Origin of the sequence: Pedobacter steynii (assembly GCF_900103665.1) — a bacterium.
GTDB classification, from domain to species: domain Bacteria; phylum Bacteroidota; class Bacteroidia; order Sphingobacteriales; family Sphingobacteriaceae; genus Pedobacter; species Pedobacter steynii.
This window is the reverse complement of the sequence record NZ_FNGY01000002.1, coordinates 928,239-953,062: the sequence shown is the minus strand read 5'-3', so window position 1 is coordinate 953,062 and position 24,824 is coordinate 928,239. Positions and strand designations below refer to the sequence as shown.

Sequence of the window (24,824 nt, the reverse complement as noted above, 5' to 3'; positions counted from 1 at the left end):
TATCGTACGAATATGACTAAAGAAAAAGATTTATCATCAAAAAATAAAAGCGGCCTTGCGGCAGCTCTTATCTTAAAATCCGGTATTTACGGTAATCGCCTTAAACTGTTCCAGTGCCTGCTGAACCTGAGCAATCTTGCCATATGCAAGTTCATAGGCATCAGCTCCGAGAAAAAGGTGTAATGGTGGCTGTTCTTCTGCCGTCATGTTAATCAGTGCGGCAACCGCCTTTTCCGGATCACCGGCCTGATTCCCGTCAATGCTATGCTGATGTGCGTTCTGAACTTCACGCACTTCCTGATACGCGGAAATTTCATTTTTCGGTGTCAGCAAAGAGCCTTGAGAAAGAAAGTTTGTTCTGAAATATCCAGGGTAAACCACCGTCACATGTACGCCAAATGGTTTCACCTCCGCAGCAAGGGATTCGGAGAAACCTGCTACGGCGAATTTTGTGGCGCAATAAATACCAAAGCCGGGAAATCCGCCAGTGTATCCACCGATGGAAGCGATATTGAAGATATGTCCGGAATGCTGTGCCCTGAAATGAGGCATCACCTTTCTGATCACATTTAATGAGCCAAATACGTTAACGGCAAAATTTGCCCTGGCTTCTTCATCGCTCAGTTCCTCCAGGCTTCCGGTTAAGCCGTATCCGGCATTGTTAACGACCACGTCGATCTTGCCAAACCGGTCAATTCCTGTGGCGATGGCTGCCGCAACGCTGTCTTCGTTTTGCAGATCCAGCACCAAAGGGAGGAAGTTTGGATCATCCACACCTACCGCATCGGTTAATTCATTTATTTTTCTTGAAGTTGCGGCTACTTTAAAGCCTTCTTTTAACAGTTGTTTTACCAGGCTCAATCCTAATCCCTTAGAAGCACCTGTTACAAACCATACTTTTTGATTGTCCATAATTTCAGTGTATTTACGGATACAAAATTACAGGACAGCAATGATGGGGAGCTTACATCAATCAAACCAATGCTTGTAAAATTCAAACATTCCTAAACTGGGAGGGATTGAAACGGGTATGTTTTTTGAAATAATTGTTAAAATGAGCAGACTCTTCAAATCCAAGGCAGCAGGCAATTTCAGCAACGTTCCAATCGGTATGCTTTAACAATGCTTTGGCTTCCGTCACGATCCGCTCTGTAATGTGCATCGTGGTGGTCTTTCCGGTAGTTTCTTTTATCGCCCTGTTGAGGTGGTTTACATGAACGGCAAGCTGTTGGGCAAAATCTGCTGCTGAACGCATGGTGAAGCGCTGTCTGGGCGTCTCAATAGGGAACTGCCGTTCCAGCAACTCTGTAAATACCGCTGTAATCCTGGAATTGGCATCGGGATGCCGGTATAAATTCTCCGCCGGCTGGATCTTTAAAGCAAAATGAATCAGTTCAGTTACGTAATTTCTGATGAGGTCGTATTTGTATACGTAGTCAGAATCACGCTCTTCCATCATTTTCAAAAAGAGTACAGTAACCTGCTTGTCCTGCTCCTCATTTAAGACAAAGGAAGGCTTGCCTCCTGGAGCAAACATGGGCAATTCCGTCAGGTTACCACGCATTTTCTCCGTAAAAAAAGCATCCGTGAAGATGCAGAAATAGCCAGAGCCATCATCATTTAAACATTCCCAGGTATATGGAACCTTTGGATTGAAGAACATCAGTGTAGAACCCGAGATTTCCACGCTTTTATCCGCGTAATGGTAGATGTTCCTTCCCCGCATAAGGCAGACTTTATAAAAATCCCTGCGACTGTATTTTACCGGGACCGCATTGGGACCAAGGTGGTTTTCCAGGTTAAAGACATTAAAATGTCCAATGCCTTCCTGAAGATTATCAGGAAGCCAATTGAACTTTTCACGGTAAAAATCTTCAAGGCTCTCTGTTTTTGACATGCGTCAAAGTTACACAATTCAAACCATTTACACTTTAGCTACCAGGACTCCATGATGAGGTCATAGTTGATGGCAGCTCCGGCACGCATTCCTGCGGCAACAGCCTGGGAAACTGCCCGGAGCATAGTCGCATTATCGCCCGCCGCATAGATTCCAGATATACTGGTGTGTTGTAATTCATCCACCTGCAGAAAGCCATGTTCGGTCAGTGTACAACCCAGTTCCTGCGGAAGACTGCTATGCTGGTCAAAAGGAATCCGGGCATACATGACGTTAAAGGCATGCTCCTGTCCATCCGACAAAACCAGGTGTTTTATTTGCCCATCGCTATGTATCAATTGACTTACTGGTGTTTCAATCCATGAGATGCCATGTTTTGTCAGTTGCGCCTGCTGATCCGGATCCAGGCTGATCAGTCCGTTGGTAAATAAAACCAGTTCTTTAGTCCAGTTGCTGAGGACCTGTGCAAAATGAAGGGCGTCGTTACCATTGGCAAGAATGGCTGTTTTTTGATGGCGGACTTCATAACCATGACAATAAGGACAATGAATCACAGAGATTCCCCAACAGGCAGCAAAGCCTGCTATTTCCGGCATCCTGTCTTTCAGGCCAGTTGCAAATACCAGCTTTTTAGCACTTAGCTTTTTACCTGATTCTGTTTTTAGCTCAAAGCACAGTCCGGACTTTTGGGCTGAAATGACCCGGTCGTTCAAAAATTCGACGGTTGGATATTTTAGCACTTCCGCTTTTGCCTTTCCCGTAATTTCAGCAGGTGTTTCCCCATCATGGGTGATAAAATTATGTGAATGAGGGGTCTGTGCATTACAAGGTTTACCACTATCAATAACCAGCACTTTTCGCATCGCACGACCTAAAGTCATAGCTGCCGAAAGCCCAGCATAACTTCCACCAATAATGATCACTTCCAGAGGATTCTTAATTTCCATTTCCTAAATTTTATGATTTAGGATAAAAATAAGGATTGACACCACTAATGCAACAAAGTTTCATTAATTAAACTTAATCCTGACAATCCTGCTGGAAAATAAATACGGGCGTTTATTTAATTACAGCAGTTCTGGAGCTCGAAGTATGGGCATTGAATACGCCCAGCGCGCCATTGCTAAAATTTGAAGGTGGATTTGCCGGAGAAACAGGTGGCCCTCCTTGTCCGGAATTCTGCCCGATGCTATAAAAGTAGCGGTATACATTTCTGTCTACACATTGGAATTCCACATGTACGCTGTCTCCTTTTACCAGATCATCCAGCTCATAAAAAATCACATTTTCCACCTTATTGCCATCATTAAAACGATCCTCACTCACTGCATCTTCCTCCACTACCCCTTTTGTTTTCAAGATATAGCGATATTGATTGGCAATGCCGGCGGGATCTGAAAAGTTAGCCACGATATAACTCTTATTGCCGCCAAAAAAATTAAAGGTTTTGAAGGTCAGTGCATCCAGTATTACTCTTGCAGGCATAATAGAACTGGCCTCATATGTTTTTCCTTCGGAAGTTACACTTAGGTCATACCTGACGCCCGGCTTCCCCTTAAATTTAGTTGGACTCTTGTAAATTCCGGGATCGGTTTCCACAAAGACGGCCAAAACCTTTGCATCTGCCTTCAACACAATGTTGGCCTTACTGACCCCGTTAAATTTGTTCGGTTCTGTGAAATTATAGGTCTTTGAAACCTTTACAACCTGATTCTCATTCAGGTCACTAATCCCTCCATCGATGACAATTACCGGAACAGCCTCGTCCAGCTTAAGGTCAATGACTTTTTTGCATGCGCTAAAAGTACCGACTGCAATGACTACAAAAACGTAGCGGGTATATTTTTTCAAATTCATGCTTTTCATGAGGATATCTTGTTTTTGTAATGCTAAAATTTAAAGTTCCAGGTTACAGAGGGAATGATCCCAAATAAGGTTGTCCGTGTTACCTGGGTTCTGGTTGCATCATCCGGATCATCTTTAAAATCAATAGAGAACGCATTTTGGCGGTTGTACAAGTTGTAAATCCCAAAAGACCAGCTCGATTGCAGTCTTTTCCCAGGCTTACCTTCCAGCGTGGCCGAAACATCTAGACGGTGATAGGCAGGTGTCCGGTATCCGTTCTTTTCCTTATAATAGAAAGCAGTCCTTCCATTCACCTGATACTTGCCGCTTGGGTAGGTTACCGCGTTTCCGGTATTGTAGACAAAAACAGAAGAAAAAGTCCAGCGTGGTCCTGCTTTATAAATCCCGACCAACGAAAGGTCATGGGTACGGTCCTGCTTTGCGTAAAACCATTTGCCCTCATTGATCGCATCAAACTGTCGCTCGGTCCGGGAATAAGTATAACCAATCCAGCCATTAAATTTGCCAAACCGTTTCTTTAAAAACAATTCAATCCCATAAGCACGGCCATCACCGTACAACAGGTCTGCTTCTACATTTCCATTTCCCCTTAAGTCTGTTCCGCTCCGGTATTCAATCTGGTTCTGCATCCATTTATAGTAGATTTCTGCAGAAAATTCATATTTGTCCTCATTGAAATTCCTGAAATAGCCCAAAGCAACCTGATCTGCTATTTCCGGCTTCACATTATTGCTGTTCATGATGTACAAATCCGTGGGTGATGTCGAAGTAGAGTTAGACATCAGGTGGATGTTCTGGATGTTCCTGGTATAAGCTCCTTTTAGGGAACTTCCGGTATTCATCTGGTAACTGGCAGAGAATCTGGGTTCGAGGTTGAGGTAATTTTTCACAAAATCGCCAGATCCATAAGCTTTGATCTGGGTGGTATTTCCTGCTGCATCATAGGTTTTAAAATTGCCGGGCCCTAACAGGGAGAAAGCACTTAACCTCAATCCATAAACCAGGTTTAACCTTTCATTTACCGCCCACTCGTCTGAAACATAGATGGCTGATTCCAGGCCTTTCCGGTTTTCATAGGTCGTTTCGTTCACGCTGGAACGCGCATCTGCGGTGAGTTTTCCCGGAGCAATGGTATGGTGAATAACGTTTAATCCGAATTTAAGGTGATGGTCATTGCTCAGGCTATATTCAAAGTCCTGTTTCAGGTTAAAGTCTTTGATGGAAGAGTTGACTTCAAAGTTACTCTCCTCCATAAAGTTCTGAATCACATAGTTGTAATTGCTGTAAATCAGCGAGGTATTGGAGAATAATTTATTGCTGTATAAATGGTTCCATCGCAAAGTTACGGTAGCATTTCCCCAGTTGAAGCCAAAAGTTTTTGCCAGACCTAACTTATCTCTCCCAAAATAACCGGACAGGTATAAGGTGTTTTTATCATCCAGCTGATAGTTTGCCTTGGCATTAATATCGTAAAAATAGAGGGTATTTTTATTGATAGAGCTGTCTGAAGAAAGCTTAAAAAAAGCATCCATATAGGTTCTTCGGGCACTCACCATAAAAGAGCCTTTGTCTTTCACAATCGGCGCTTCTACTTTTAGACGGGAAGAAATGAGGCCAATTCCGCCTTCTGCAGTAAATTCTTTTCTATTTCCGTCGTTCATCTTAATGTCGAGTACAGAAGCAAGCCGGCCGCCGTACTGCGCAGGCATCCCTCCTTTGTAAACGCTTACATCTTTGATCGCATCAGAGTTGAAGGTCGAGAAGAACCCCAATAAGTGAGAAGCGTTGTAAACAGGCGCCTCATCCAGGAGAATCAGGTTCTGATCTGTCGACCCTCCCCTTACATAAAAACCACTGTTTCCTTCCCCTGCTGATTTTATCCCCGGCAATAGCTGTAAAGTCTTCAGGACATCCCGCTCCCCCAATAATACGGGAACATTGTTGATCTCCCGAACATTTATCTTTTGCAGTCCCATCTGCGGACTGCTTACATTTTCATTTTTCTTAGTGGCAGAAATCACCACCTCATCCAGCTGATTGTCTTCCTCTAATGCAAAATTTAACCGCATATCCTTACTGATTTCTACTTTTTTGACCACCGTCTTATAGCCGATAAAGCTGACCGCAATTTCGTAATTCCCATCAGTCACATTCAGGGAATAAAAACCGTAAGCATTGGTAATTCCTCCTGCGGGAGTGCTTCCGCTTAGTTTAACACTCGCACCAATTAAGGTTTCTCCGGTCTTTGAATCAGTGACATTTCCATTTACCGTTCTTCTGGTTTGGGCATTTGAATATTGAAACAGGGTAGTGAACAAAAGTATCAGTACAACTCTAATGGTGTAAGGCATAGAAAATTGAGTATATGGATGTTGTAAATATATGATTTTTCTAAAGGCTTCCTAAACTAATGCTACCGGCATTCCCTCACCAAACTTTATTGCTCCGGCTTTGTTGATGAAAAGATGGCTTTAATCAGATTCACTAATAAGGGCATATACTGTAAGCAGGGCGATTTTTATATCGACCCCTGGAAACCGGTTAAGCTTGCCGTAACCACTCACGGACATGCAGATCATGTAAAATGGGGCAACGAGGCTTATTTATGTCATGAGTTAACGAAACCGGTTCTTTTGCATCGCTTAGGCGCTGACTTAAATATCCAGACCCTTCGTTATCGGGAAGAAATCACCATTAATGGGGTAAAGCTGAGTATGTTTCCCGCGGGTCATGTGATCGGATCTGCACAAATCAGACTGGAATACAAAGGAGAAATATGTGTCATTTCCGGCGATTACAAAGTAGAATATGATGGGATCAGCACCGCTTTTGAACCCGTAAAATGCCATACCTTCGTTTCGGAAAGCACCTTTGGTTTACCCATTTATAAATGGCTCCCTCAGCAGGTCATCTTTGATCAGATCGGAACCTGGGTTAACAACAATCAGGAACAAGGTAAAACCAGCGTTTTAATTGCCTATAGCCTGGGGAAAGCGCAAAGGCTGATCAGGGGATTGAGCGAAACGGATCGTCCGATCTATGTACATCCATCTATTGCCAACCTGAATGATGCCTTTATACAGGCAGGGGTAGCGCTTCCGGAAACCATCAGAATCAGCCCTGAAACCCGAAAAGAAGAACTTCAGAGCGGGATCGTCATTGTCCCTCCTGCCCTCGCCGATGGCCGTTGGATCAAGACGCTTCAACAGGCAGCAACAGGAGTTTGTTCCGGATGGATGCAGGTGAGAGCGGGAAGGAGGTGGAGAAGTGCCGATGCAGGATTTGCCCTGAGTGATCATGCCGACTGGCCAGGGTTACTTTCTGCCATCAAAGCAACGGAAGCGGAAAAAGTGTTTGTGACCCATGGATTTACGGCGACCTTTTCAAAATACCTGAACGAAATTGGAATTGAGGCAGAAGAAGTGAAAACACAATACGGAACACAAGAGGAAGAAGTAGAAGTTGGCTCACAGGGAAACCCGGTAATAAAGGAGGAGGCAGATTGAAACGATTTACAGAACTGATCGCTCAGCTGGAAATGAGCAATAAGACCAACGATAAGATCGCCGCCTTAGTCAGCTATTTTAGCGAAGCCAATGACCTGGACAAACCTTATGTAATTGCGATGTTCCCTGGAAAAAAGCCCCGGCGACCAGTTAGCACAGCCTTAATTAAAGAATGGGCAATTGAGCTCAGTGAACTTCCGCCATGGTTGTTTGCCGAAAGTTACCATAGTGTTGGTGACCTCAGTGAAACGATCGCCCTGATCCTTCCGCCTCCGGCAAAGACGACAGACCTTCCCTTACATCAATGGATCAATGCCCTTGGAGATTTAAACGGAAAAGACGACGAAAGCAAGAAAAACTTCATTACCAATGCCTGGAACAGTCTCGATATGCAGGAAAGGTTCATCTTTAACAAGCTCATTTCCGGCAATTTCAGGATCGGGGTATCCAACAAAATGCTGGTCAACGCATTGGCCAAACAAAGTCATACGGAAAGCAATAAGATCATGCATAGCATTATGGGTAAATGGAAACCGGATGAAATAAGCTATCAGGAACTTATTGAGGGTGCACATGTAGATACCGATCGTTCCTGGCCCTACCCCTTTTGTCTGGCCTATGCATTGGACAGCCAGCCGGAATCTTTGGGGGATGTTAAAGACTGGCAGGCAGAATGGAAATGGGATGGCATCCGGGGACAAATTGTAAAGCGTGGCGGAGAATTGTTCATCTGGTCCAGAGGCGAAGAACTGGTGACAGATCAATTTCCTGAGCTGCATTTCCTGGCTCATGAACTGGAAGATGGAACAGTGCTGGATGGAGAAATCCTCTCTGTTAAAGAAGGAAAAGTACAGTCGTTCTCCGTCCTTCAGCAGCGTTTAAACCGAAAAACCATTTCCAAAGGACAACTGGAAACAGCGCCGATTGCATTTTTCTGCTATGACATTTTAGAGCAGCAGGGAATCGATCAAAGAGGAAAAACCTTAGCGATCCGCCGTAAGGCTTTACTGGAAATCATTAAAAACATTAAAACTGAAGGAACAGTTGTCTTATCACCAGTCGTTGAAGTCAGTTCCTGGGAAGACCTCGCCCTGCTCCGGGCAGATTCCAGATTGAACAACAGCGAGGGATTGATGCTCAAAAAACTGGACTCACTTTACCATAGCGGCAGAAAAAGAGGCGACTGGTGGAAATGGAAAATCAATCCTTACACCGTAGATACCGTTATGATCTATGCACAGAAAGGCAGCGGCAGAAGGGCGAATTTTTATACCGATTATACTTTTGCCGTTCGGGACGGTGAACAGCTGATTACCATTGCAAAGGCCTACTCCGGATTAACAGATCAGGAAATCAAAGAGGTGGATGCTTTTGTAAAGAAAAATGCGATAGAGAAATTTGGCCCTGTTCGTACGGTTAAGCCAGAGCTGGTTTTTGAGATTGCCTTTGAAGGAATCGCAGAGAGCAAACGCCACAAGGCAGGCCTGGCCCTGCGATTCCCCAGAATCGCCAGATGGCGAAAAGATAAAAAAGCGACAGAGATCAATACATTGGAAGATCTGAGACAGTTGTTAAATTCGACTTTATAAGCTGGTATGGGTATAGAAAAGAGTAATGGATATAAACAGGTCATCAAATGGCTGAAACTGAGCAGGAAGAAGCCTTTCCGCTTTCAAACTGATGCCTGGCAGTATTATGCAGAAGGCTATTGCGGATTGGTAAACGCCCCAACAGGCTTCGGAAAAACATTCTCCCTCTTCCTCGCGGTCGTCATCGAAGAACTAAATAGCCGGGCAGAAAAGACAAACACTGCATCAAAAAAAAGAAAAGCAGACACGGGTCTAAAACTGATCTGGATCACGCCTTTACGTGCCCTGGCCAAAGACCTGGCGCGTGCGATGCGGGAAGTTTGCACAGAACTGGAGCTGGACTGGCAGGTATCCGTCAGAAACGGAGATACCACTGCCGCAGAAAAACTGAAGCAAAAAAAGCAGATGCCGGAAGTATTGATCATCACGCCCGAAAGTATGCATTTGCTCCTGGCACAGAAAGATACCGCTACACATTTTCATCACCTGCAATGTATTGTTGCGGATGAGTGGCATGAACTGATGGGCAGTAAACGTGGCGTGATGGCGGAACTGGCCATCTCCAGAATCAGGGGAATCGTTCGGGAAAAACATCCGGAAAGGTTACTCAGAATCTGGGGAATCTCTGCAACGATCGGAAATATGGAACAGGCTTTAGAAGTACTCGTCCCCTATCCCGAGGTCCTGAAAATCATCATCAAAGCAGACATTGAAAAGAAAATCAAGATCAAATCCATCCTGCCAGATCATATTGATATGCTGCCATGGGCCGGGCACCTCGGACATAAGCTGGCCCATAAGCTTTTGCCCATCATCCATAAAAGTAAAACCACCCTTATTTTTACCAACACGCGGGGGCAAGCAGAATTATGGTATCAGAACCTGCTTGCACTGGACGAAAACCTGGCAGGACAAATCGCCATACACCATGGCTCTATCGATTACGAACTGCGCAACTGGATAGAAGACGCATTACACTCGGGCATACTTAAAGCCGTCATCAGTACCTCTTCCCTGGATCTTGGTGTGGATTTTAAACCGGTAGATACGGTGGTGCAAATTGGTTCACCGAAGGGAGTAGCCCGTTTTTTGCAACGTGCCGGACGGAGTGGACACTCCCCTCATGAAACCTCTGTCATTTACTTTTTGCCTACTCATGCACTGGAATTGGTGGAGGCCGCGGCAATAAAAGAAGCGGCAAAAACCCGGCAGATAGAAAGCAGGGAGCCTATAGTAATGGCTTTTGACACCCTGATTCAATACCTGGTCAGCCTGGCGGTAGGTGATGGCTTTGACGATCGTAAGATCTACCGGGAACTGAGAGAAACCCATGCTTTCGGCGATTTGCTCCCTTCGGAATGGGGATGGATCATGCAATTCATCAGCACGGGCGGCGATAGCCTCAGTGCCTATACGGAATTCAGCAAAGTGGTAAAAAAGGAAGGACTCTGGAAAGTAGAAAGTCGCCAGATCGCCATGCGGCACCGCCTGCACATCGGAACGATAGTCAGCGACCCCATGCTCAAAGTGAAATACCTTGGTGGTGGTTTTATCGGAATGGTGGAAGAGTCCTTTATCTCGAAAATGAAGCCGGGCAATAGTTTTACCCTCGCAGGAAGGGTGCTGGAATTTATCATGGTCAAAGAGATGACTGCACTGGTCAGGCGCAGTAAACTGAAAAGAGCGATTACACCGAGCTGGATGGGTGGAAGAATTTCACTCAGTGCCAACCTGGGTAGTATCCTGAGAAAAAAATACAATGAAACACTGGATAAAAACCATGACGACGAAGAACTGGACATCATCCTCCCCTTGTTTGAGCGACAGGCGAAAGTTTCCCATGTTCCCAAAAGCGATGAGTTTTTGATAGAGCTGATCCACACGAAAGACGGCTACCACTTCTTCGCCTATCCATTTGAAGGCAGGCAGGTCCATGAAGTAATGGCTGCCTTAATTGCCTACAGGCTCAGCCGGAAAACCCCGATCAGCTTCTCCATTGCCATGAACGATTATGGTTTCGAGTTGCTGAGTGAATATCCAATTCCCCTGGATGAAGAAAATATCAAAGCATTGTTTAGTCCGGAAAACCTTGGAGAAGATATTGTAGGCAGCATCAATTCCACAGAAATGGCCAAGCGTAAATTCAGGGACATCGCCTGTATCTCCGGGTTGGTTTTTCAGGGCTTTCCCGGTAAATATACAGCCAACAAACATTTACAATCTTCTGCTGCATTATTTTTCAATGTTTTTACGGATTATGACAAACATAATTTATTATTGCGCCAGGCTTATGATGAAGCTTTTTATCAGCAAATTGAAGAGCCAAGGTTACTTGCAGCATTACAACGCATTCAGGTTAGTAAAATCATCCTGATAAAAGCAGAAAGTTATACTCCGCTGTGTTTCCCGATCAAAGTAGACAGCTTACGGGAAAACATGAGTACAGAAGAACTGGGACAACGGATCGAAAGGATGACTGCCGAGGCAGACCAGAAAATGCGTCCCGTCCATATGAAATCAAGAAAAAAGAATGACCATAATCTGTAAAGGAGAAGAATTGATATTGAGTAAGGAAAGGGCAATTTACTGGGCGGCTCAAAAGATGCTGATTATTAGTGACCTTCATATTGGCAAGTCGGCACACTTCCGTAAACATGGAATTCAGGTTCCGGCTGGTATTGGAGATAGCGACCTGCAGAGGCTGGCTGGGCTGATCGATCTTTATGATCCGCAAACATTACTCATAACCGGAGACATGTTTCATCATAAAAGCAATAGTGAGGTCACTGCATTCTCGGAATGGAGAAAGAGATTCAGCAAGTTAAAGTTCCTGCTCATCAAGGGCAACCATGATCAATTAAGCCCGCTGGAATATGCGTCCTTAAATATTGAACTGATCCAAAAAGAATTGAGCTGTACTCCTTTCCGCTTTATCCATGAAACTCCGGAATCAACAGATGCAAGTTATCCCATTTCCGGTCATATCCATCCGGGAGTAACCCTATATGGTAAGGCCAGGCAACGGTTAACGTTCCCTTGCTTTTATTTTGGAGAAAACTATGCAGTACTCCCTGCATTCAGTGCATTTACAGGACTGAGTAAGATACAACCGCAAAAGAATGATCGTTTTTACGCGATCACTCCTTCGGGTGTTATTGCTGTTTAATTAGTTACAGGAATTAGTTGACAGCTGGGATAGCAATTCCTGTCTGCAAAGCCAGGCCCTGCATCCAGTCGCTAAACATGTCCTGCTCTATTTTGATCACCAGATTGGCATGTTCTTCCCAATCCGGAGAAAAGGTTTTCAGCTGGTTCAGCATTTCTTCCAAATGTCCTTCTTCTTCCAGTATAATAGACTTGACATTGACCTTACTTCCCGCCTGGGTCAATACATCCTGATAAATCGGATATAACTCATCGGCGCGAACTTCAATGGCATAAGTCACAAATAAATAGGCTCCAAACTTCAATTCATAACCTGTTAAATTGAAATGTTGTTTCAGGTACCGGCAAACGGCAACATCCAATGCGTTTAAATAAAACTTGGTATGGTTAGGCGCCAACAACTCTTCATTGGTATAGGTTTTACACAAATCCCCATCCAGCTTATCCAGTTGTTTCTTTAAATAATATGCATGGCGATGTTCCTCTGCTGCATGTTTCAAAATGATCAGGTTTACCTGCTCTTTATGTTCCGAGGCAGAGATCTTCTTTGCGCCGGCGTTCTCCATGTACGACAAGGTATTTAACCATTTGGCATGCAATTGGTTATCGCTTACTATATTTTCCAGGATTGCTTTAATTTCCATGTTAGATATCGTTTAATGCTTGATGAATAGTTTGGTAAATGTACTCCAGATCTTCATCACTAATGATATAAGGAGGTAAAATATACAGAATATTGCCCAGGGGCCTCAAAATGATCCCCCGTTCTAAAAAGTAAAGGTACAACTGATTTCTGAGTCCGCTTAAATAAGAAGTATCATTTCCTGTTTCCCATTCCAGCACGAGGATCGTACCTGTCTGACGTACATCACGAACCTTAGGATGATCTTTTATCTCTGCGGCAAAAGCTTCGTTTTTAGATTTTATGCGTTGAATATTGGCCAAAGTTTCTGGTTTCAGCAGGATATCCAGACTGGCAAGCGAAGCGGCACAGGCCACCGGATTTGCGGTAAACGAATGTCCATGATACAGGGTTTTCAGCTTATCATCGCTTAAAAATGCATCGAATATCTTTTGATTACAGGTGGTCACTCCCAGTGGCATAGTGCCTCCGGTAAGCCCTTTAGAAAGACAGAAAATATCCGGTTTGGTCTGTAATGTTTCACAGGCAAAATACGTCCCTGTGCGTCCAAATCCGGTCATCACTTCATCAGCAATGGTCAGGATTCCGTGCTTCTGACAAGTTTCAATGAGCTGATCCAGGTGTTGCCCTTCATACATCAGCATCCCCCCTGCGCCAAGTACCATCGGTTCGAAGATAAAACAAGCCACTTCATTACTCAGGTAATTGATCTTTGACTTCAGTTGTTCTATGTTCTTTTCCGTAGGAAGGTCGATAAACTCCACATCAAACAACATAGAATTAAAAGGATCTGTAAAAATGCTACGTCCACTCACAGACATGGCACCGAAGGTATCACCATGATAAGCTTCTTTAAAAGCGATGATCTTTGTCCGCCCTTTATGGCCGGTATTGGACCAGAACTGAAGGCACATCTTCAAAGCGACCTCCACCGCAGTAGAACCGTTATCGGTATAAAAAACCTTCTCCTGATCACCAGGAAGCAATGCCAGCAAACGTTCAGCGAGCAGTACTGCAGGCTCATGCGTAAATCCGGCAAAGATCACATGCTCGAGTACGCTCAGTTGTTCTGCCACCTTTTTCGCAATGTGCGGATGTGCATGTCCATGGATATTTACCCACCAGCTGGACACGGCATCTATATATTTCTTCCCATCTTCATCAAATAAGTATACCCCTTCTCCCCGAACAATTGGAATATGTGGCAAGGCATTCTTCATTTGCGTGTAAGGATGCCAGATTACTTTCTGATCTCGTTCTGTTAAACTCATGTTATTTGTTTAATGGTCAGCAGTTCCACCACTGTCTGATCCGTTTTAAAGGTCACATCCTCTATTTTAAGTGTGGCAAGATCCATCCATCGAAAAGACTGCAGGCTATCTCCATCAAAATCAAAGACCTTTGATTTGAAGTTCAGCTGCAATGGATGGACGGCCTTTACGATATAATAAATGCTTAAAATCTGGCTGTCATTAAAAGATGATTTTTCGTAAAAATCCGTGGTATAAAAGTGCTCAAGAACTTCAATTTCTGCATTACACTCCTCCATAAACTCTCTTTTCAGCGCATCTATCAGGCCTTCGCCCAATTCCAGGCCACCGCCGGGAAACTTACTGAAAATCTTCCCCCCCGACTGCTCATCACTAATCAGCACCTGTTGCTCCCCGTTAATCAGAAGGCCATATACCCTTACGTTAAAATAGCTCATTGGAAATGTTTTTTGTTTTTAGTTGCATTCTCTACCGTCCAGGCAATTTCTTTGTTAAAAGCCTCCGTCCTTACATGGCAGTCCTTCATGTTACAATAATTGCAACACTCCGGCAGACAAGGATCGGCATGAATAAATAGTTCCGTTTTATGTTCTGCCTTCCCATTGATCAGTTTATCGATATCAGAGATTTCCTGATGAACTTTAACAAGGTCAAAATAATAAGGCAAGGTAATGTGGCAATCAATGTGAAGGTCCGCACCATACTGTTGTGCACGAAGGTTGTGAACGTCTATCCAGGCATCATCCCTGTTCTCCTGCAAAATGCAGACAATATCTTTTACCAGTTCTACATTACTTTCATCCATCAATCCGCCGACGGAGCGTCTGGTGAGCTTATAGCCGTTATAAATGATGTATAATCCCAGCGAGATAGAGATCACACTATCCAGCCAGTAGATTTTGGTCAGCTGAATAAGGATAATGCCTACCACCAGCCCGGCACTGGTAACGGCATCCGTCATGAGGTGTTTTCCGTCTGCTTCCAATGTAATGGAACGGTGTTTCCTACCGGTATTGATGAGGTAAAAACCAACGAGCAAATTGATCAGTCCGGTAGCCCCGATGATCGTTGCCCCCTCAAATAACTGAGTGATCACCTTCGGAAACAAAAGGTCATAACCAGATTTAAAGACAATGATTAATCCGGCTAAAGCGATGAGGATCCCTTCCACAAAAGCGGAGAAGAATTCGACTTTACCATGTCCGTAAGGGTGATTTTCATCTTTCGGCAAAGTGGCCAGGTAAATGCTGTAAAATGCAAAGCCACTGGCCAGTACATTTACAATACTCTCTGCAGCATCTGTAAGTATGGCATTAGAGTGTGTCATGAAATATGCCGCAAATTTTGCAAGCATTAATAGTACACTAATGCACAGGGAAACGAGTATGGCTTTTTTCTGAGGTAACAATTGGCAGAGTTTAGCCGTCAAAAGTACATTTTAACAAGGAAATTATATTAAAAAGTATTTTTTTTAGTTTATAATTCGGTTAGGTTTCTATATTTGCTTTCTCACAAAATTATATTTGCTTGCGCACAAATTATTATGACATTTTTATCCAAAAGAATCAATAACCTTTCAGAGTCACAGACCATTAAAATGGCTAAGTTAGGCAGAGAACTATCCGCAAAAGGGATAGATGTAATCAATCTGAGCTTTGGTGAGCCGGATTTCTTCACGCCTGAATTTGTTAAGGAAGCAGCGAAGACCGCTGTAGACGAAAATTACTCGTATTACACACCTGTATCAGGATATCCGGAGTTGCGTAAGGCGATTGCCGAAAAATTATTGAGAGAAAATGGATTGAGCTATAGCTTCGATCAGATTGTGGTATCTACAGGTGCCAAACAATCGTTAGCAAATGCTGTAATGTGCCTGGTAAACCCTGGAGAAGAGGTTATTGTACCTACTCCATACTGGGTTTCTTATTCTGAAATGATCAAACTTGCAGAAGGTGAAACTGTATTTATCAATGCTACAGTAGAAAACAACTTCAAAATCACAGGTGCACAATTAGAAGCAGCCATCACCCCAAAAACAAAGGTGTTCATGTTCTCTTCTCCTTGTAATCCTACCGGATCAGTATATAGCAAAGAAGAACTTGCAGACCTGGTTACCGTATTCGAAAAATATCCAAACATCTACATCATCTCCGACGAAATCTATGAGCACATCAACTTTGTAGGCAAACATGCTTCCATCGCTGAATTTGACTCTATAAAAGACAGAGTAGTGCTGATCAATGGATTTTCAAAATCCTATGCAATGACCGGATGGCGCGTAGGTTATATGGCTGCTAATAAAGAACTTTCCAATGCCTGCGATAAAATGCAGGGACAGATCACTTCAGGAACTTCGTCAATCGCTCAACGTGCTGCTTTAGCGGCTTACCAGGGTGGATTAGAAACTGTAAATGCAATGGTACAGGAATTCAAAAGCCGTAGAGACATCGTTTATGCTTTACTAAAAGAAATACCTAATGTCAAAGTAAACCTTCCGGACGGAGCATTCTATTTCTTCCCTGAAGTGAAAGCTTACTTTGGTACCAGCACTGGTGATTACAAAATCAACAATGCAGAAGACCTTTGCTTATACCTGCTAAACGAGGCTCATGTATCTACCGTTACTGGTGAAGCTTTTGGAAACGAAGATTGTATCAGAATTTCTTATGCTGCTGCAGAAGATAAATTGAGAGATGCAGTTTCAAGAATCAAAGCTGCTTTAGAAAAACTAAGCTAGTTTTAAACTAACATACCAAATCGGCCGGTTTCCTTAAAGAAACCGGCCTTTTTTATTTATTAGCATAGGTTCATTTGCAGTGTCAGTTCTTCTTTGCAAGAGAAATTAAGTACGAACAAAAATATCCATCTCCTTTTCATCCCCGAATCTTTGCTGAAGGGCAAATATTCGAATGTCTTCAAAGCAAATGGACATTTTTATTTAAATAATGATTGCCCCATCGCATGATGCAAGAGCATATCCGCTAAAAATCGATGCAAATAGTTGACCAGGAATGAAAAGAGTGACCTATAAATAAGCCCTTTAACCTTAATAAATATGCTTACACGGGTCGAGGCTCGTTAGTGGAGTGAGTAACAAATCAGTGCAATATTTCTTCAATAAAAAAAAGAGCGCGTTCAGAAAAGGCCTAGAAAATTTTGCCGCCCTTCAGCGTGCAAAAGATTTCAGCCTTTGAAGAATATGCTCTTTTTTTTATTGAAGAGGGAGCAGGATTTCGTTAGGAGCGGATCGCTTCAACTGGATCCAAACGGGAAGCAGAAAACGCTGGCCAAAATCCTGAGATCGTGCCAATCACCACTGATATCGTTACTCCTAACATCACATTTTTCCAGAACAGGATCATTTCAAACCCACCGGCTGTTAACGCTAAAGTCAATAAATATACGAGTAGCAGTCCCAACGCTCCACCGAGTAAACAGAGTGCTATTGCTTCAAACAGAAATTGTAACAGTATAAAGTAGTTTTTCGCACCCAATGACTTCTGAATTCCAATAATATTGGTTCTTTCTTTCACGGATACGAACATGATATTTGCAATTCCGAATCCGCCAACAAGAATAGAGAATCCACCGATTACCCACCCTGCAAGATCTACGACACTGAACATCTGATCCAGCTGATTGGAGGCGATCGTACTTTTATTCAGGGCAAAATCATCTTCTGCACCTGGTTTGGTTCTTCTTATGGCTCTCATGGCGCCTCTGATCTCGCTTTCTACTTCTTCTAAAGCGATATAATCTTTTCCTCTTACCGTGATCGTTGGGTCGTAGCGTTCGCTTTCGACATCCATTATGCCTTTGGCAAAGTTAAGTGGGATCAGGATATTTTTATCCTGTGACATGCCCATCATATCTTCTCCTTCTTTCTTGAATACCCCAACAACCGTCAGTCTTCTGGCCATTACGGTAATCGATTTACCGATTGCAGGTTCTCCGTTAAAGAGTCCCTCGGCGATACTGGCACCAATAATAATTACGGGTGCTCCTGATTTACCTTCATTATCGGTAAAATACCGTCCTTCCTGAAAATCGAGGTTCCATGTTTTATTAAAATCCTGGGAGGCGGCTCTGATACCACCACCTTCTACGGAGTTACTTCTGTATTTGATTGTTCTGCCGTTCGCCGAAATCTCGTAAGATACACCTTCAACATATTCCAGCCTATCTTTTAATCCTTCATAATCTCTAAGGGAAGCTTCGGGCCTGTTCATGTATTTCCACCATGGGTAATCACCAAAACCACCCCAAGGCCATTTTTGCACGAATACGGTACTGGAACCTAGTTTATCGATACTGGCCTGCAGTTTACTCCTGAGGGTATCCACGGCAGAGAACACGAAAATGATCGTAAAGATCCCGATGGTAATTCCCAATAGGGAGAGCATTGTCCGCATTTTGTTCTGGCGCAGTGCATCTAATGCAAACCGAAAACTTTCGCCTATTAGTCTGAAAATAATCATAATTGATGGTTAGACCAAAAGTACTTAAAAAGGTTACAGCAAAACCGTATATAATATAAAAAATACAATTACGGAAAACGCTACATGTTTATTATTTGCGAAACCATCATCAGCAAACTTAAAAAAGCTGAGAATGCTGATGATAGCTTTATAGCCGTTAAGAAACTAATGAAACCATCATCAACATACGACTTACAAACTGCAAGAATGGTGATGATCGCTTCATTACCTTAAAAAAACAATATATACTAATGAAAAAGAAAATTATATTTCTTAAATTTGCGCCCTTAATTATCACATCGAAAAATATGAAGTTATCTCAATTTAAGTTTAATCTCCCTGAATCATTAGTTGCCAATAATCCTTCAGAACATAGGGACGAAGCCCGTTTAATGGTTTTGCATAAAGATAGTGGCAAAATTGAACATAAAATATTCAAGGATGTTTTGAGCTATTTCGATGATCAGGATGTCATGATCTTAAACAATACCAAAGTTTTTCCTGCCCGTTTATACGGCAATAAGGAGAAGACTGGTGCAACTATTGAGGTCTTTTTATTAAGAGAATTAAATAAAGAATTGCGTTTATGGGATGTTTTAGTAGATCCTGCACGTAAAATTCGTGTTGGAAATAAATTATATTTCGGTGATGACGATTTGTTGGTTGCTGAGGTTGTTGACAACACCACTTCCCGCGGACGTACCATCCGTTTCTTATTTGACGGTACCGACGAAGAGTTCAGAAAGAACATCGAAATTCTAGGAGAGACTCCACTTCCAAAATACATCAAGCGTAAAGCGACTGCCCAGGATAAAGAACGTTATCAAACAATTTTCGCAAAGCATGAAGGTGCTGTTGCTGCTCCTACTGCAGGTTTACACTTCAGCAGAGAGCTGATGAAACGTCTGGAACTGAAAGGTATTAATTTCGCTGAGGTGACATTACACGTTGGGCTGGGCACATTCAGATCTGTGGAAGTAGAGGATTTAACGAAACACAAAATGGATTCTGAGCAATTCATTATTGAGCAGAAAGACGCTGATATCGTGAATAAAGCAATTGAAGAGAAAAGAAAAATCTGCGCGGTAGGTACAACCTCTATGCGTGCGATTGAATCTGCGGTTTCTTCAGGAAAAATGCTTAAACCGGCAAACGACTGGACCAGTAAGTTCATCTTCCCTCCATATGATTTCAGCATTGCGAACTCAATGATCACTAACTTTCACACACCTGAGTCTACGTTATTGATGATGGTAAGTGCATTTGGCGGTTACGATTACGTGAGAAATGCTTATGAAGTAGCATTGAAAGAAAAATATCGTTTCTACAGTTATGGAGATGCGATGTTGATCATCTAATTCATATAAAAAAACATTGAAAATAGGAGATTTTAGGCCATTATAGGTTTAGATCTCCTATTTTTGTTTTAAAGACAAAAATACAAATGAAGTATTACGCAATTATCGTCGCAGGTGGATCCGGAAGCAGGATGCAGAATAAGATTGCCAAACAGTTTTTACTATTGGATGGAAAACCAATATTGATGCACACCCTGGAGGCCTTTGCGGCATGTCCTTTAAATCCTGAAATACTCCTTGTGCTGAACATTCATCAGCACCAATACTGGGAAGAGCTTTGCAAGGCCCACAGCTTCACAATTCCACACCAACTCATCAAAGGCGGGGATCAGCGGTTTCATTCCGTTAAAAACGGCCTGAAGGCCATTAAAGGCAAAGGCATCGTCGCAGTACATGACGCAGTACGGCCATTAGTGAGTTCTGCTTTAATTTCAAGGTCTTTCGAAGCTGCAGAGGCACATGGAAATGCAGTAGCGGGCATCCCCCCTACGGATTCGGTTAGAAAGGTATTATTCGACGGAAAAACTGAAGCTTTGAACAGAAACGAGCTTTTACTCATTCAGACACCGCAGACTTTTGCGATAGAAATATTAAGGAAGGCCTACCAGCAGCCTTTCAGAAACGAATTTACGGACGATGCTTCCGTAGCCGAGTACTCCGGCTTTACCATTCACATTATTGAAGGGGCCAGGGAAAACATCAAAATCACCTACCCTGAGGATCTGGAGATGGCCGCTATCTTAAATAAGAAAGGTTCCTGAATTACTCAGGAACCTTTTATTTTATACGATACACTTCAATTATGCGGCCCTGTTGATCACTTTCAACAGGATTGCAATAATGGCAATCACAAGAAGGATATGAATTAGGTTTCCTACATTCGGACCGAAGCCCCCAAAAAAGAAACCAATGACCCATAGTATTACGAATACTACTGCTACTAAATAAAGTAAATTTCCCATAACGTTTAATTTTAAGTATGTGTTTTTTTAGATAGTTGAAGAGAATTGTCAAACAATCTCATGACATTACATAAACAATGTTCGTTCCAAAAAGTTCATTAAAAAAAAATTGCACAAAACTTGTGCATCAAAAACCATGATAAAAAAGAAAGGCCCCGGAATGCGGAGCCTCTAAAACATTACTAAGAAGTACTAAAGATTAATATTCGTCTTCGTTGAAGAAGAAGTCGTCTTTAGTAGGATAATCAGGCCAAATTTCTTCGATGGTTTCATATGGTTCCCCATCATCTTCCAAAGCTTGTAAATTTTCAATCACCTCTACAGGTGCGCCTGATCTTATACCATAATCAATTAATTCGTCTTTTGTTGCAGGCCATGGAGCGTCTTCCAAATGCGATGCGAGTTCTAATGTCCAATACATATTTCTTATACTATTAAGTTATTCTAATTCGTTTCGCAAAAGTATATTAAAAAACATGAGCAAAACAAACTTTTTTTCAACGTTTTTATAGACGCGGAATCCAGATGTTTTCATCTGTTTTTGCATCTAAATTCAGTTTTCGTGCCAAAACAAATAAATAATCGCTTAAACGGTTTAAATAAATCGTCATTTTTTCGTCAACAAAGCTTTCTGAGGCCAAATGTACGGTTAAACGCTCTGCACGGCGACAAATACAACGTGCCACATGGCAGAAAGAAACGACTGTAGTTCCACCCGGCAACACAAAATGTTTCAATTCCGGCAGCACTTCATTCATATGATCCATCTCCTGCTCCAGCAAATTAATGTCACTTTCGTGTAAATCCGGAATTTTCATTCTTGATTTTTCAGGATCTGCAGCCAGCGAAGCGCCTACAGTGAAGAGTCTGTCCTGGATTTCTTTCAGTATTTTTTGATGGTGAGCATCAATATCCTGACACATGATCAGCCCGATATAAGAGTTAAGCTCATCTACCGTTCCATAACATTCTATGCGCAAATGGTATTTCGGCACCCGGGTACCTCCAATCAGTGAGGTCAATCCCTTATCGCCTGTCTTGGTATATATCTTCATGAAAGAATTTTAGCTTATTTTTTCAAAATCATCGCCTTTGGCCTCCAGTTTAGTCAGACGTGGCGATACAGTTTTGATGTCAGTGTTCGGGTAGTCTTTCTCGATCAACCCATCACGCATCCGTACAATACGGTGTGCATGTTGTGCAATGTCTTCTTCGTGGGTTACCAGAATAATTGTATTTCCTTTGCTATGGATCTCTTCCAGCAAGCCCATAATTTCTATGGATGTTTTTGTATCCAGGTTACCGGTAGGCTCATCCGCAAGAATGATAGAAGGATTGTTGATCAATGCCCTTGCTACCGCCACCCTTTGGCGCTGTCCGCCGGAAAGCTCATTTGGTTTATGTGTCACCCTGTTGCCAAGACCTACATTTTCCAATGCTTTTTGCGCCCGGGCATCCCGTTCCTTTTTATTTGCTCCGGCATAGATCAGTGGAAGTGCCACATTATCTAAAGAAGTAGAGCGGGGTAACAGGTTAAAAGTCTGGAAAACAAAGCCGATTTCCTTATTACGAACTTCTGCAAGCTCATTATCCGTCATCTGACTTACATTAATACCATTCAGGACATAGTCGCCCTTACTTGGGGTATCCAGACAACCGAGAATATTCATCAATGTAGACTTTCCTGAACCTGAAGGGCCCATTAATGCCACGAACTCCCCTTTATGTATATCCAATGAAACTGATTTTAGCGCATGGATAACTTCCGACCCTATCACGTATTTACGACCTATATCTTTGATGTTGATTAACGCTTTTTCCATTGAATTTTATTTATTCCTGTTTCGTTTTAGACGGCCATCTACCCCCGGATGTTACATCTGTCTTTATTTTTCTATGATCTTTGGAACCATAAAGAAGTTTTCATTGTGTCTGGCGGCATTCTTCAGTCCCTCTTCCACCGTAATCTCCTGCTTCACCTGATCTTCCCGCCATACATTCTCTTCTGCATTCATATAGACCAGAGGTGCCACACCGGTTGTATCCAGCTCATTGAGCTTCTCCATAAATGTAAGGATCTTATTCATATCCGCCATCAATGTATCGACTTCTTTATCTTCGATTGCGATTCTCGCCAGGTTTGCAACTTTATCTATCGTTTGCTTATCTATCGTCATGCTCTAATCAGTTTACTGTTTATTAAATCAAAAATGCGTTCTTTTAAAAGATCAGCATCTGCTATTGTTAAATCTGTTGTGTCCACAGGCTTATGGATGTAAATATCACAAATTCCCGGCGTACTACCATACTTCCTGCCATCATCCCACATCTTTTTCCAGACATCCGTTAAACTGACCGCCACAACAGGGATCTTTTTTTCTATAGCCAGTCGGAAAGGACCATTTTTAAAAGGATGCAATACCGGAGGGTAATGTGTTCCATCAATTTTTCCTTCAGGAAAAATAATCAGGCTCCAACCTTCCCCCAGCGTCTCCCCTGCTTTCTTGAAAGCTCTGAAAGCTGAAATCTTACTTTCCCGGTTTACGGAGATGTCTATCGTATTAAAGAAAATTTTCAGGACCGGATTGCTGCGAAGCTCGTCCTTCCCCATAAAATGAAATTTCCCCTTTGCAAGGATACAAAAAAGCATGATGTCCAGATTGGAAGCATGATTGGCACAGTAGATATAAGTCTGATCTTTGTCTAAAGGCTCCCCGTAGGTAAACCGGAAGAATATCCCCGTCAGCCAGCTGCTGAGGATGCTCTTGACTTTTCGCAGTTGATTTAAGGTCCCATACCCCTTCGGTGATTGCGCAGCCAGGTAATAAAACGGATAGAAAAGTGCCGAAAGTATTAAAATAACAGAGATCGAATAGAGGCGATGGGTATGCTTAAGCAGGCGGATCATTGCGCCAAAACTACAAAAATTACGATATAAGCTTGTAAAAACGTTCAGCCAAATGTAAATTCAGGGCAATCACTATTTATAAAGCATAAAAATAAAATTATAGGCAGACCTAATACCTGTTTTTTATTAATTTCGTCCCTATGAAAGAAACGGTAGTTAGCGGGATTCGTCCTACAGGAAATTTACACCTGGGAAATTATTTTGGTGCAGTAAAGAACTTTGTAAAGATGCAATATGATTTTAATTGCTTCTTTTTTATTGCCGACCTTCACTCTCTGACCACTCATCCGACTCCTGGTGACCTTCATGGCTATGTAAAACACGTTTTAGTAGAATACCTGGCTTGCGGAATCGATCCGGAAGAAACCACGATTTATATCCAGTCTGACGTACCTGAGGTTACAGAATTATATTTATACCTGAACATGAATGCCTATATGGGCGAACTGGAGCGCAGTGCTTCCTTTAAAGATAAAGTCAGAACTCAGCCAGATAACGTTAATGCGGGTCTGTTAACCTACCCAACGCTGATGGCTGCAGATATTCTGATCCACAAAGCGGTTAAAGTTCCGGTAGGAAAAGATCAGGAACAACATTTAGAAATGACGCGTACGTTTGGAAACAGATTCAACAGATTGTACAATCATGAAATGTTCCCGGAAGTACAGGCATTTAACTTTGATGAGAGCCTGGTGAAAGTTCCTGGTTTGGATGGAAAAGGAAAGATGAGTAAGTCTTCAGGTGATGGAAGTTGCATCTATCTGGCCGATAGTCCGGAAATCATCCGTAAGAAAGTGTCCCGTGCGGTAACTGACGGTGGCCCAACAGAAGACAATCAGCCAAAACCGGAAGCCATTCAAAACTTATTCGACCTGATGAAAATCGTTTCTCCGGCAGATACCATGAAGCATTTTGACGAGCTTTACAATACCCGCGCCATCCGTTACGGAGATTTCAAAAAGCAACTGGCAGAAGATATGATCGTATTTAATACGCCTATCCGGGAAAAGATCGAAGAAATCTCGAAAGATACTTCATACCTGCGCCAGGTAGCGAAACATGGTGCATTAAAAGCACGGGAAAGCGCACAAAAAACAATTAAAGAAGCAAGGGAACTGATCGGATTTAAATCCTTTTAACCTTATAGTATAAATCATTTAGCTACAATAGCTACCTTAAAA

At 42.7% G+C, this 24,824-nt stretch carries 24 protein-coding genes; 8 read left to right on the top strand and 16 right to left on the bottom strand.

Going from position 1 to position 24,824, the window contains the following annotated elements; all coding sequences use genetic code 11:
- Positions 1-72: 72 nt before the first annotated feature.
- The 5 genes from BLQ87_RS08030 to BLQ87_RS08010 form a co-directional block, all read right to left on the bottom strand.
- Entirely contained in the window at positions 73-912 is an 840-nt protein-coding gene (locus tag BLQ87_RS08030; RefSeq protein ID WP_074605579.1) for an SDR family NAD(P)-dependent oxidoreductase, read from the bottom strand.
- An 82-nt stretch (positions 913-994) separates the two neighbouring features.
- Positions 995-1,897, bottom strand: a complete 903-nt coding sequence (locus BLQ87_RS08025; protein ID WP_074605578.1) for a helix-turn-helix domain-containing protein — start codon at positions 1,895-1,897, stop codon at positions 995-997.
- A 38-nt stretch (positions 1,898-1,935) separates the two neighbouring features.
- Positions 1,936-2,844: an NAD(P)/FAD-dependent oxidoreductase gene (locus BLQ87_RS08020; protein WP_074605577.1), complete on the bottom strand. Its 909-nt coding sequence runs from the start codon at positions 2,842-2,844 to the stop codon at positions 1,936-1,938.
- A 112-nt stretch (positions 2,845-2,956) separates the two neighbouring features.
- Positions 2,957-3,763 carry a DUF4249 domain-containing protein gene (locus BLQ87_RS08015; RefSeq protein WP_245723814.1) on the bottom strand — a complete coding sequence of 269 codons (807 nt, stop codon included), beginning with the start codon at positions 3,761-3,763 and terminating at the stop codon, positions 2,957-2,959.
- 23 nt (positions 3,764-3,786) lie between these two features.
- Positions 3,787-6,114: a TonB-dependent receptor gene (locus BLQ87_RS08010; RefSeq protein ID WP_074605576.1), complete on the bottom strand. Its 2,328-nt coding sequence runs from the start codon at positions 6,112-6,114 to the stop codon at positions 3,787-3,789.
- Between the two features lie 114 nt (positions 6,115-6,228).
- On the opposite strand from BLQ87_RS08010, the gene BLQ87_RS08005 reads away from it, so the two are divergent.
- Genes BLQ87_RS08005 through pdeM form a run of 4 tightly spaced genes read left to right on the top strand, consistent with a single transcriptional unit; the run spans position 6,229 to position 12,024 of the window.
- Positions 6,229-7,269 (top strand): ligase-associated DNA damage response exonuclease, encoded by a 1,041-nt coding sequence (locus BLQ87_RS08005; RefSeq protein ID WP_074605575.1) that lies wholly within the window; start codon positions 6,229-6,231, stop codon positions 7,267-7,269.
- Positions 7,266-8,858: an ATP-dependent DNA ligase gene (locus BLQ87_RS08000; RefSeq protein WP_074605574.1), complete on the top strand. Its 1,593-nt coding sequence runs from the start codon at positions 7,266-7,268 to the stop codon at positions 8,856-8,858. Before BLQ87_RS08005 ends, BLQ87_RS08000 begins: the two co-directional genes overlap by 4 nt.
- Before the next feature lie 6 nt (positions 8,859-8,864).
- Positions 8,865-11,405, top strand: coding sequence for a ligase-associated DNA damage response DEXH box helicase (locus tag BLQ87_RS07995; protein WP_074605573.1), 2,541 nt, complete (start codon positions 8,865-8,867; stop codon positions 11,403-11,405).
- Positions 11,389-12,024 (top strand): ligase-associated DNA damage response endonuclease PdeM, encoded by a 636-nt coding sequence (pdeM, locus tag BLQ87_RS07990; protein ID WP_074605572.1) that lies wholly within the window; start codon positions 11,389-11,391, stop codon positions 12,022-12,024. The genes BLQ87_RS07995 and pdeM overlap by 17 nt, the downstream gene beginning before the upstream one ends.
- 13 nt (positions 12,025-12,037) lie before the next feature.
- On the opposite strand, the gene BLQ87_RS07985 is transcribed toward pdeM, so the two are convergent.
- From BLQ87_RS07985 to BLQ87_RS07970, 4 genes are read right to left on the bottom strand one after another with little or no spacing between them, the layout of a single operon-like run.
- Positions 12,038-12,667: a hypothetical protein gene (locus BLQ87_RS07985; RefSeq protein ID WP_083361751.1), complete on the bottom strand. Its 630-nt coding sequence runs from the start codon at positions 12,665-12,667 to the stop codon at positions 12,038-12,040.
- Position 12,668: 1 nt separating this feature from the next.
- On the bottom strand, positions 12,669-13,937 hold the full coding sequence (gene bioA, locus BLQ87_RS07980; protein ID WP_074605571.1) for an adenosylmethionine--8-amino-7-oxononanoate transaminase: 1,269 nt from the start codon (positions 13,935-13,937) through the stop codon (positions 12,669-12,671).
- Positions 13,934-14,374, bottom strand: coding sequence for an NUDIX domain-containing protein (locus BLQ87_RS07975; protein WP_074605570.1), 441 nt, complete (start codon positions 14,372-14,374; stop codon positions 13,934-13,936). Before BLQ87_RS07975 ends, bioA begins: the two co-directional genes overlap by 4 nt.
- A complete protein-coding gene (locus BLQ87_RS07970) occupies positions 14,371-15,291 on the bottom strand; it encodes a cation diffusion facilitator family transporter (protein ID WP_245723819.1) in 921 nt (306 codons plus the stop codon). The genes BLQ87_RS07975 and BLQ87_RS07970 overlap by 4 nt, the downstream gene beginning before the upstream one ends.
- A 189-nt stretch (positions 15,292-15,480) precedes the next feature.
- Here BLQ87_RS07970 and BLQ87_RS07965 point away from each other — a divergent pair, with 189 nt between their 5' ends.
- Positions 15,481-16,674 (top strand): pyridoxal phosphate-dependent aminotransferase, encoded by a 1,194-nt coding sequence (locus tag BLQ87_RS07965; RefSeq protein WP_172664820.1) that lies wholly within the window; start codon positions 15,481-15,483, stop codon positions 16,672-16,674.
- Between the two features lie 499 nt (positions 16,675-17,173).
- Here BLQ87_RS07965 and BLQ87_RS07960 read toward each other — a convergent pair whose 3' ends face one another.
- Complete coding sequence (locus BLQ87_RS07960; RefSeq protein ID WP_074605568.1) at positions 17,174-18,415, bottom strand: ABC transporter permease; 1,242 nt, start codon at positions 18,413-18,415, stop codon at positions 17,174-17,176.
- 308 nt (positions 18,416-18,723) lie between these two features.
- Here BLQ87_RS07960 and queA point away from each other — a divergent pair, with 308 nt between their 5' ends.
- Both queA and BLQ87_RS07950 read left to right on the top strand, forming a co-directional pair.
- A complete protein-coding gene (queA, locus tag BLQ87_RS07955; RefSeq protein ID WP_074605567.1) occupies positions 18,724-19,773 on the top strand; it encodes a tRNA preQ1(34) S-adenosylmethionine ribosyltransferase-isomerase QueA in 1,050 nt (349 codons plus the stop codon).
- 86 nt (positions 19,774-19,859) lie between these two features.
- The gene (locus BLQ87_RS07950) at positions 19,860-20,534 is read left to right on the top strand and encodes a 2-C-methyl-D-erythritol 4-phosphate cytidylyltransferase (protein ID WP_074605566.1); all 675 of its coding nucleotides are present in this window, start codon (positions 19,860-19,862) and stop codon (positions 20,532-20,534) included.
- 39 nt (positions 20,535-20,573) lie between these two features.
- On the opposite strand, the gene BLQ87_RS33465 is transcribed toward BLQ87_RS07950, so the two are convergent.
- The 6 genes from BLQ87_RS33465 to BLQ87_RS07925 form a co-directional block, all read right to left on the bottom strand.
- Positions 20,574-20,735 carry a lmo0937 family membrane protein gene (locus tag BLQ87_RS33465; RefSeq protein ID WP_124577488.1) on the bottom strand — a complete coding sequence of 54 codons (162 nt, stop codon included), beginning with the start codon at positions 20,733-20,735 and terminating at the stop codon, positions 20,574-20,576.
- Between the two features lie 199 nt (positions 20,736-20,934).
- The gene (locus BLQ87_RS07945; protein ID WP_008240955.1) at positions 20,935-21,156 is read right to left on the bottom strand and encodes a DUF2795 domain-containing protein; all 222 of its coding nucleotides are present in this window, start codon (positions 21,154-21,156) and stop codon (positions 20,935-20,937) included.
- 85 nt (positions 21,157-21,241) lie between these two features.
- Complete coding sequence (locus BLQ87_RS07940) at positions 21,242-21,790, bottom strand: cob(I)yrinic acid a,c-diamide adenosyltransferase (RefSeq protein ID WP_074605565.1); 549 nt, start codon at positions 21,788-21,790, stop codon at positions 21,242-21,244.
- A gap of 9 nt (positions 21,791-21,799) precedes the next feature.
- Positions 21,800-22,558, bottom strand: a complete 759-nt coding sequence (locus BLQ87_RS07935) for an ABC transporter ATP-binding protein (RefSeq protein WP_074605564.1) — start codon at positions 22,556-22,558, stop codon at positions 21,800-21,802.
- A 63-nt stretch (positions 22,559-22,621) separates the two neighbouring features.
- The gene (gene gatC, locus BLQ87_RS07930; protein WP_073234403.1) at positions 22,622-22,912 is read right to left on the bottom strand and encodes an Asp-tRNA(Asn)/Glu-tRNA(Gln) amidotransferase subunit GatC; all 291 of its coding nucleotides are present in this window, start codon (positions 22,910-22,912) and stop codon (positions 22,622-22,624) included.
- On the bottom strand, positions 22,909-23,643 hold the full coding sequence (locus tag BLQ87_RS07925; protein WP_074605563.1) for a lysophospholipid acyltransferase family protein: 735 nt from the start codon (positions 23,641-23,643) through the stop codon (positions 22,909-22,911). The genes gatC and BLQ87_RS07925 overlap by 4 nt, the downstream gene beginning before the upstream one ends.
- Before the next feature lie 140 nt (positions 23,644-23,783).
- On the opposite strand from BLQ87_RS07925, the gene trpS reads away from it, so the two are divergent.
- On the top strand, positions 23,784-24,782 hold the full coding sequence (gene trpS, locus BLQ87_RS07920) for a tryptophan--tRNA ligase (RefSeq protein WP_074605562.1): 999 nt from the start codon (positions 23,784-23,786) through the stop codon (positions 24,780-24,782).
- The last annotated feature ends 42 nt before the right edge of the window (positions 24,783-24,824 follow it).

What these genes read in the sequence shown, in the direction of transcription:
- BLQ87_RS08010 (WP_074605576.1), bottom strand. Translation starts at nt 6,114, where the DNA reads ATGCCTTACACCATTAGAGTTGTACTGATACTTTTGTTCACTACCCTG.
- BLQ87_RS07960 (WP_074605568.1), bottom strand. Translation starts at nt 18,415, where the DNA reads ATGATTATTTTCAGACTAATAGGCGAAAGTTTTCGGTTTGCATTAGAT.
- BLQ87_RS07995 (WP_074605573.1), top strand. Translation starts at nt 8,865, where the DNA reads ATGGGTATAGAAAAGAGTAATGGATATAAACAGGTCATCAAATGGCTG.
- trpS (WP_074605562.1), top strand. Translation starts at nt 23,784, where the DNA reads ATGAAAGAAACGGTAGTTAGCGGGATTCGTCCTACAGGAAATTTACAC.
- queA (WP_074605567.1), top strand. Translation starts at nt 18,724, where the DNA reads ATGAAGTTATCTCAATTTAAGTTTAATCTCCCTGAATCATTAGTTGCC.
- gatC (WP_073234403.1), bottom strand. Translation starts at nt 22,912, where the DNA reads ATGACGATAGATAAGCAAACGATAGATAAAGTTGCAAACCTGGCGAGA.
- BLQ87_RS08005 (WP_074605575.1), top strand. Translation starts at nt 6,229, where the DNA reads ATGGCTTTAATCAGATTCACTAATAAGGGCATATACTGTAAGCAGGGC.
- BLQ87_RS07935 (WP_074605564.1), bottom strand. Translation starts at nt 22,558, where the DNA reads ATGGAAAAAGCGTTAATCAACATCAAAGATATAGGTCGTAAATACGTG.
- BLQ87_RS08025 (WP_074605578.1), bottom strand. Translation starts at nt 1,897, where the DNA reads ATGTCAAAAACAGAGAGCCTTGAAGATTTTTACCGTGAAAAGTTCAAT.
- BLQ87_RS07985 (WP_083361751.1), bottom strand. Translation starts at nt 12,667, where the DNA reads ATGGAAATTAAAGCAATCCTGGAAAATATAGTAAGCGATAACCAATTG.
- BLQ87_RS33465 (WP_124577488.1), bottom strand. Translation starts at nt 20,735, where the DNA reads ATGGGAAATTTACTTTATTTAGTAGCAGTAGTATTCGTAATACTATGG.
- bioA (WP_074605571.1), bottom strand. Translation starts at nt 13,937, where the DNA reads ATGAGTTTAACAGAACGAGATCAGAAAGTAATCTGGCATCCTTACACG.
- BLQ87_RS07945 (WP_008240955.1), bottom strand. Translation starts at nt 21,156, where the DNA reads ATGTATTGGACATTAGAACTCGCATCGCATTTGGAAGACGCTCCATGG.
- BLQ87_RS07940 (WP_074605565.1), bottom strand. Translation starts at nt 21,790, where the DNA reads ATGAAGATATATACCAAGACAGGCGATAAGGGATTGACCTCACTGATT.
- BLQ87_RS07975 (WP_074605570.1), bottom strand. Translation starts at nt 14,374, where the DNA reads ATGAGCTATTTTAACGTAAGGGTATATGGCCTTCTGATTAACGGGGAG.
- BLQ87_RS08015 (WP_245723814.1), bottom strand. Translation starts at nt 3,763, where the DNA reads ATGAAAAGCATGAATTTGAAAAAATATACCCGCTACGTTTTTGTAGTC.
- BLQ87_RS07965 (WP_172664820.1), top strand. Translation starts at nt 15,481, where the DNA reads ATGACATTTTTATCCAAAAGAATCAATAACCTTTCAGAGTCACAGACC.
- BLQ87_RS08020 (WP_074605577.1), bottom strand. Translation starts at nt 2,844, where the DNA reads ATGGAAATTAAGAATCCTCTGGAAGTGATCATTATTGGTGGAAGTTAT.
- BLQ87_RS07925 (WP_074605563.1), bottom strand. Translation starts at nt 23,643, where the DNA reads ATGATCCGCCTGCTTAAGCATACCCATCGCCTCTATTCGATCTCTGTT.
- BLQ87_RS07950 (WP_074605566.1), top strand. Translation starts at nt 19,860, where the DNA reads ATGAAGTATTACGCAATTATCGTCGCAGGTGGATCCGGAAGCAGGATG.
- pdeM (WP_074605572.1), top strand. Translation starts at nt 11,389, where the DNA reads ATGACCATAATCTGTAAAGGAGAAGAATTGATATTGAGTAAGGAAAGG.
- BLQ87_RS07970 (WP_245723819.1), bottom strand. Translation starts at nt 15,291, where the DNA reads ATGCTTGCAAAATTTGCGGCATATTTCATGACACACTCTAATGCCATA.
- BLQ87_RS08030 (WP_074605579.1), bottom strand. Translation starts at nt 912, where the DNA reads ATGGACAATCAAAAAGTATGGTTTGTAACAGGTGCTTCTAAGGGATTA.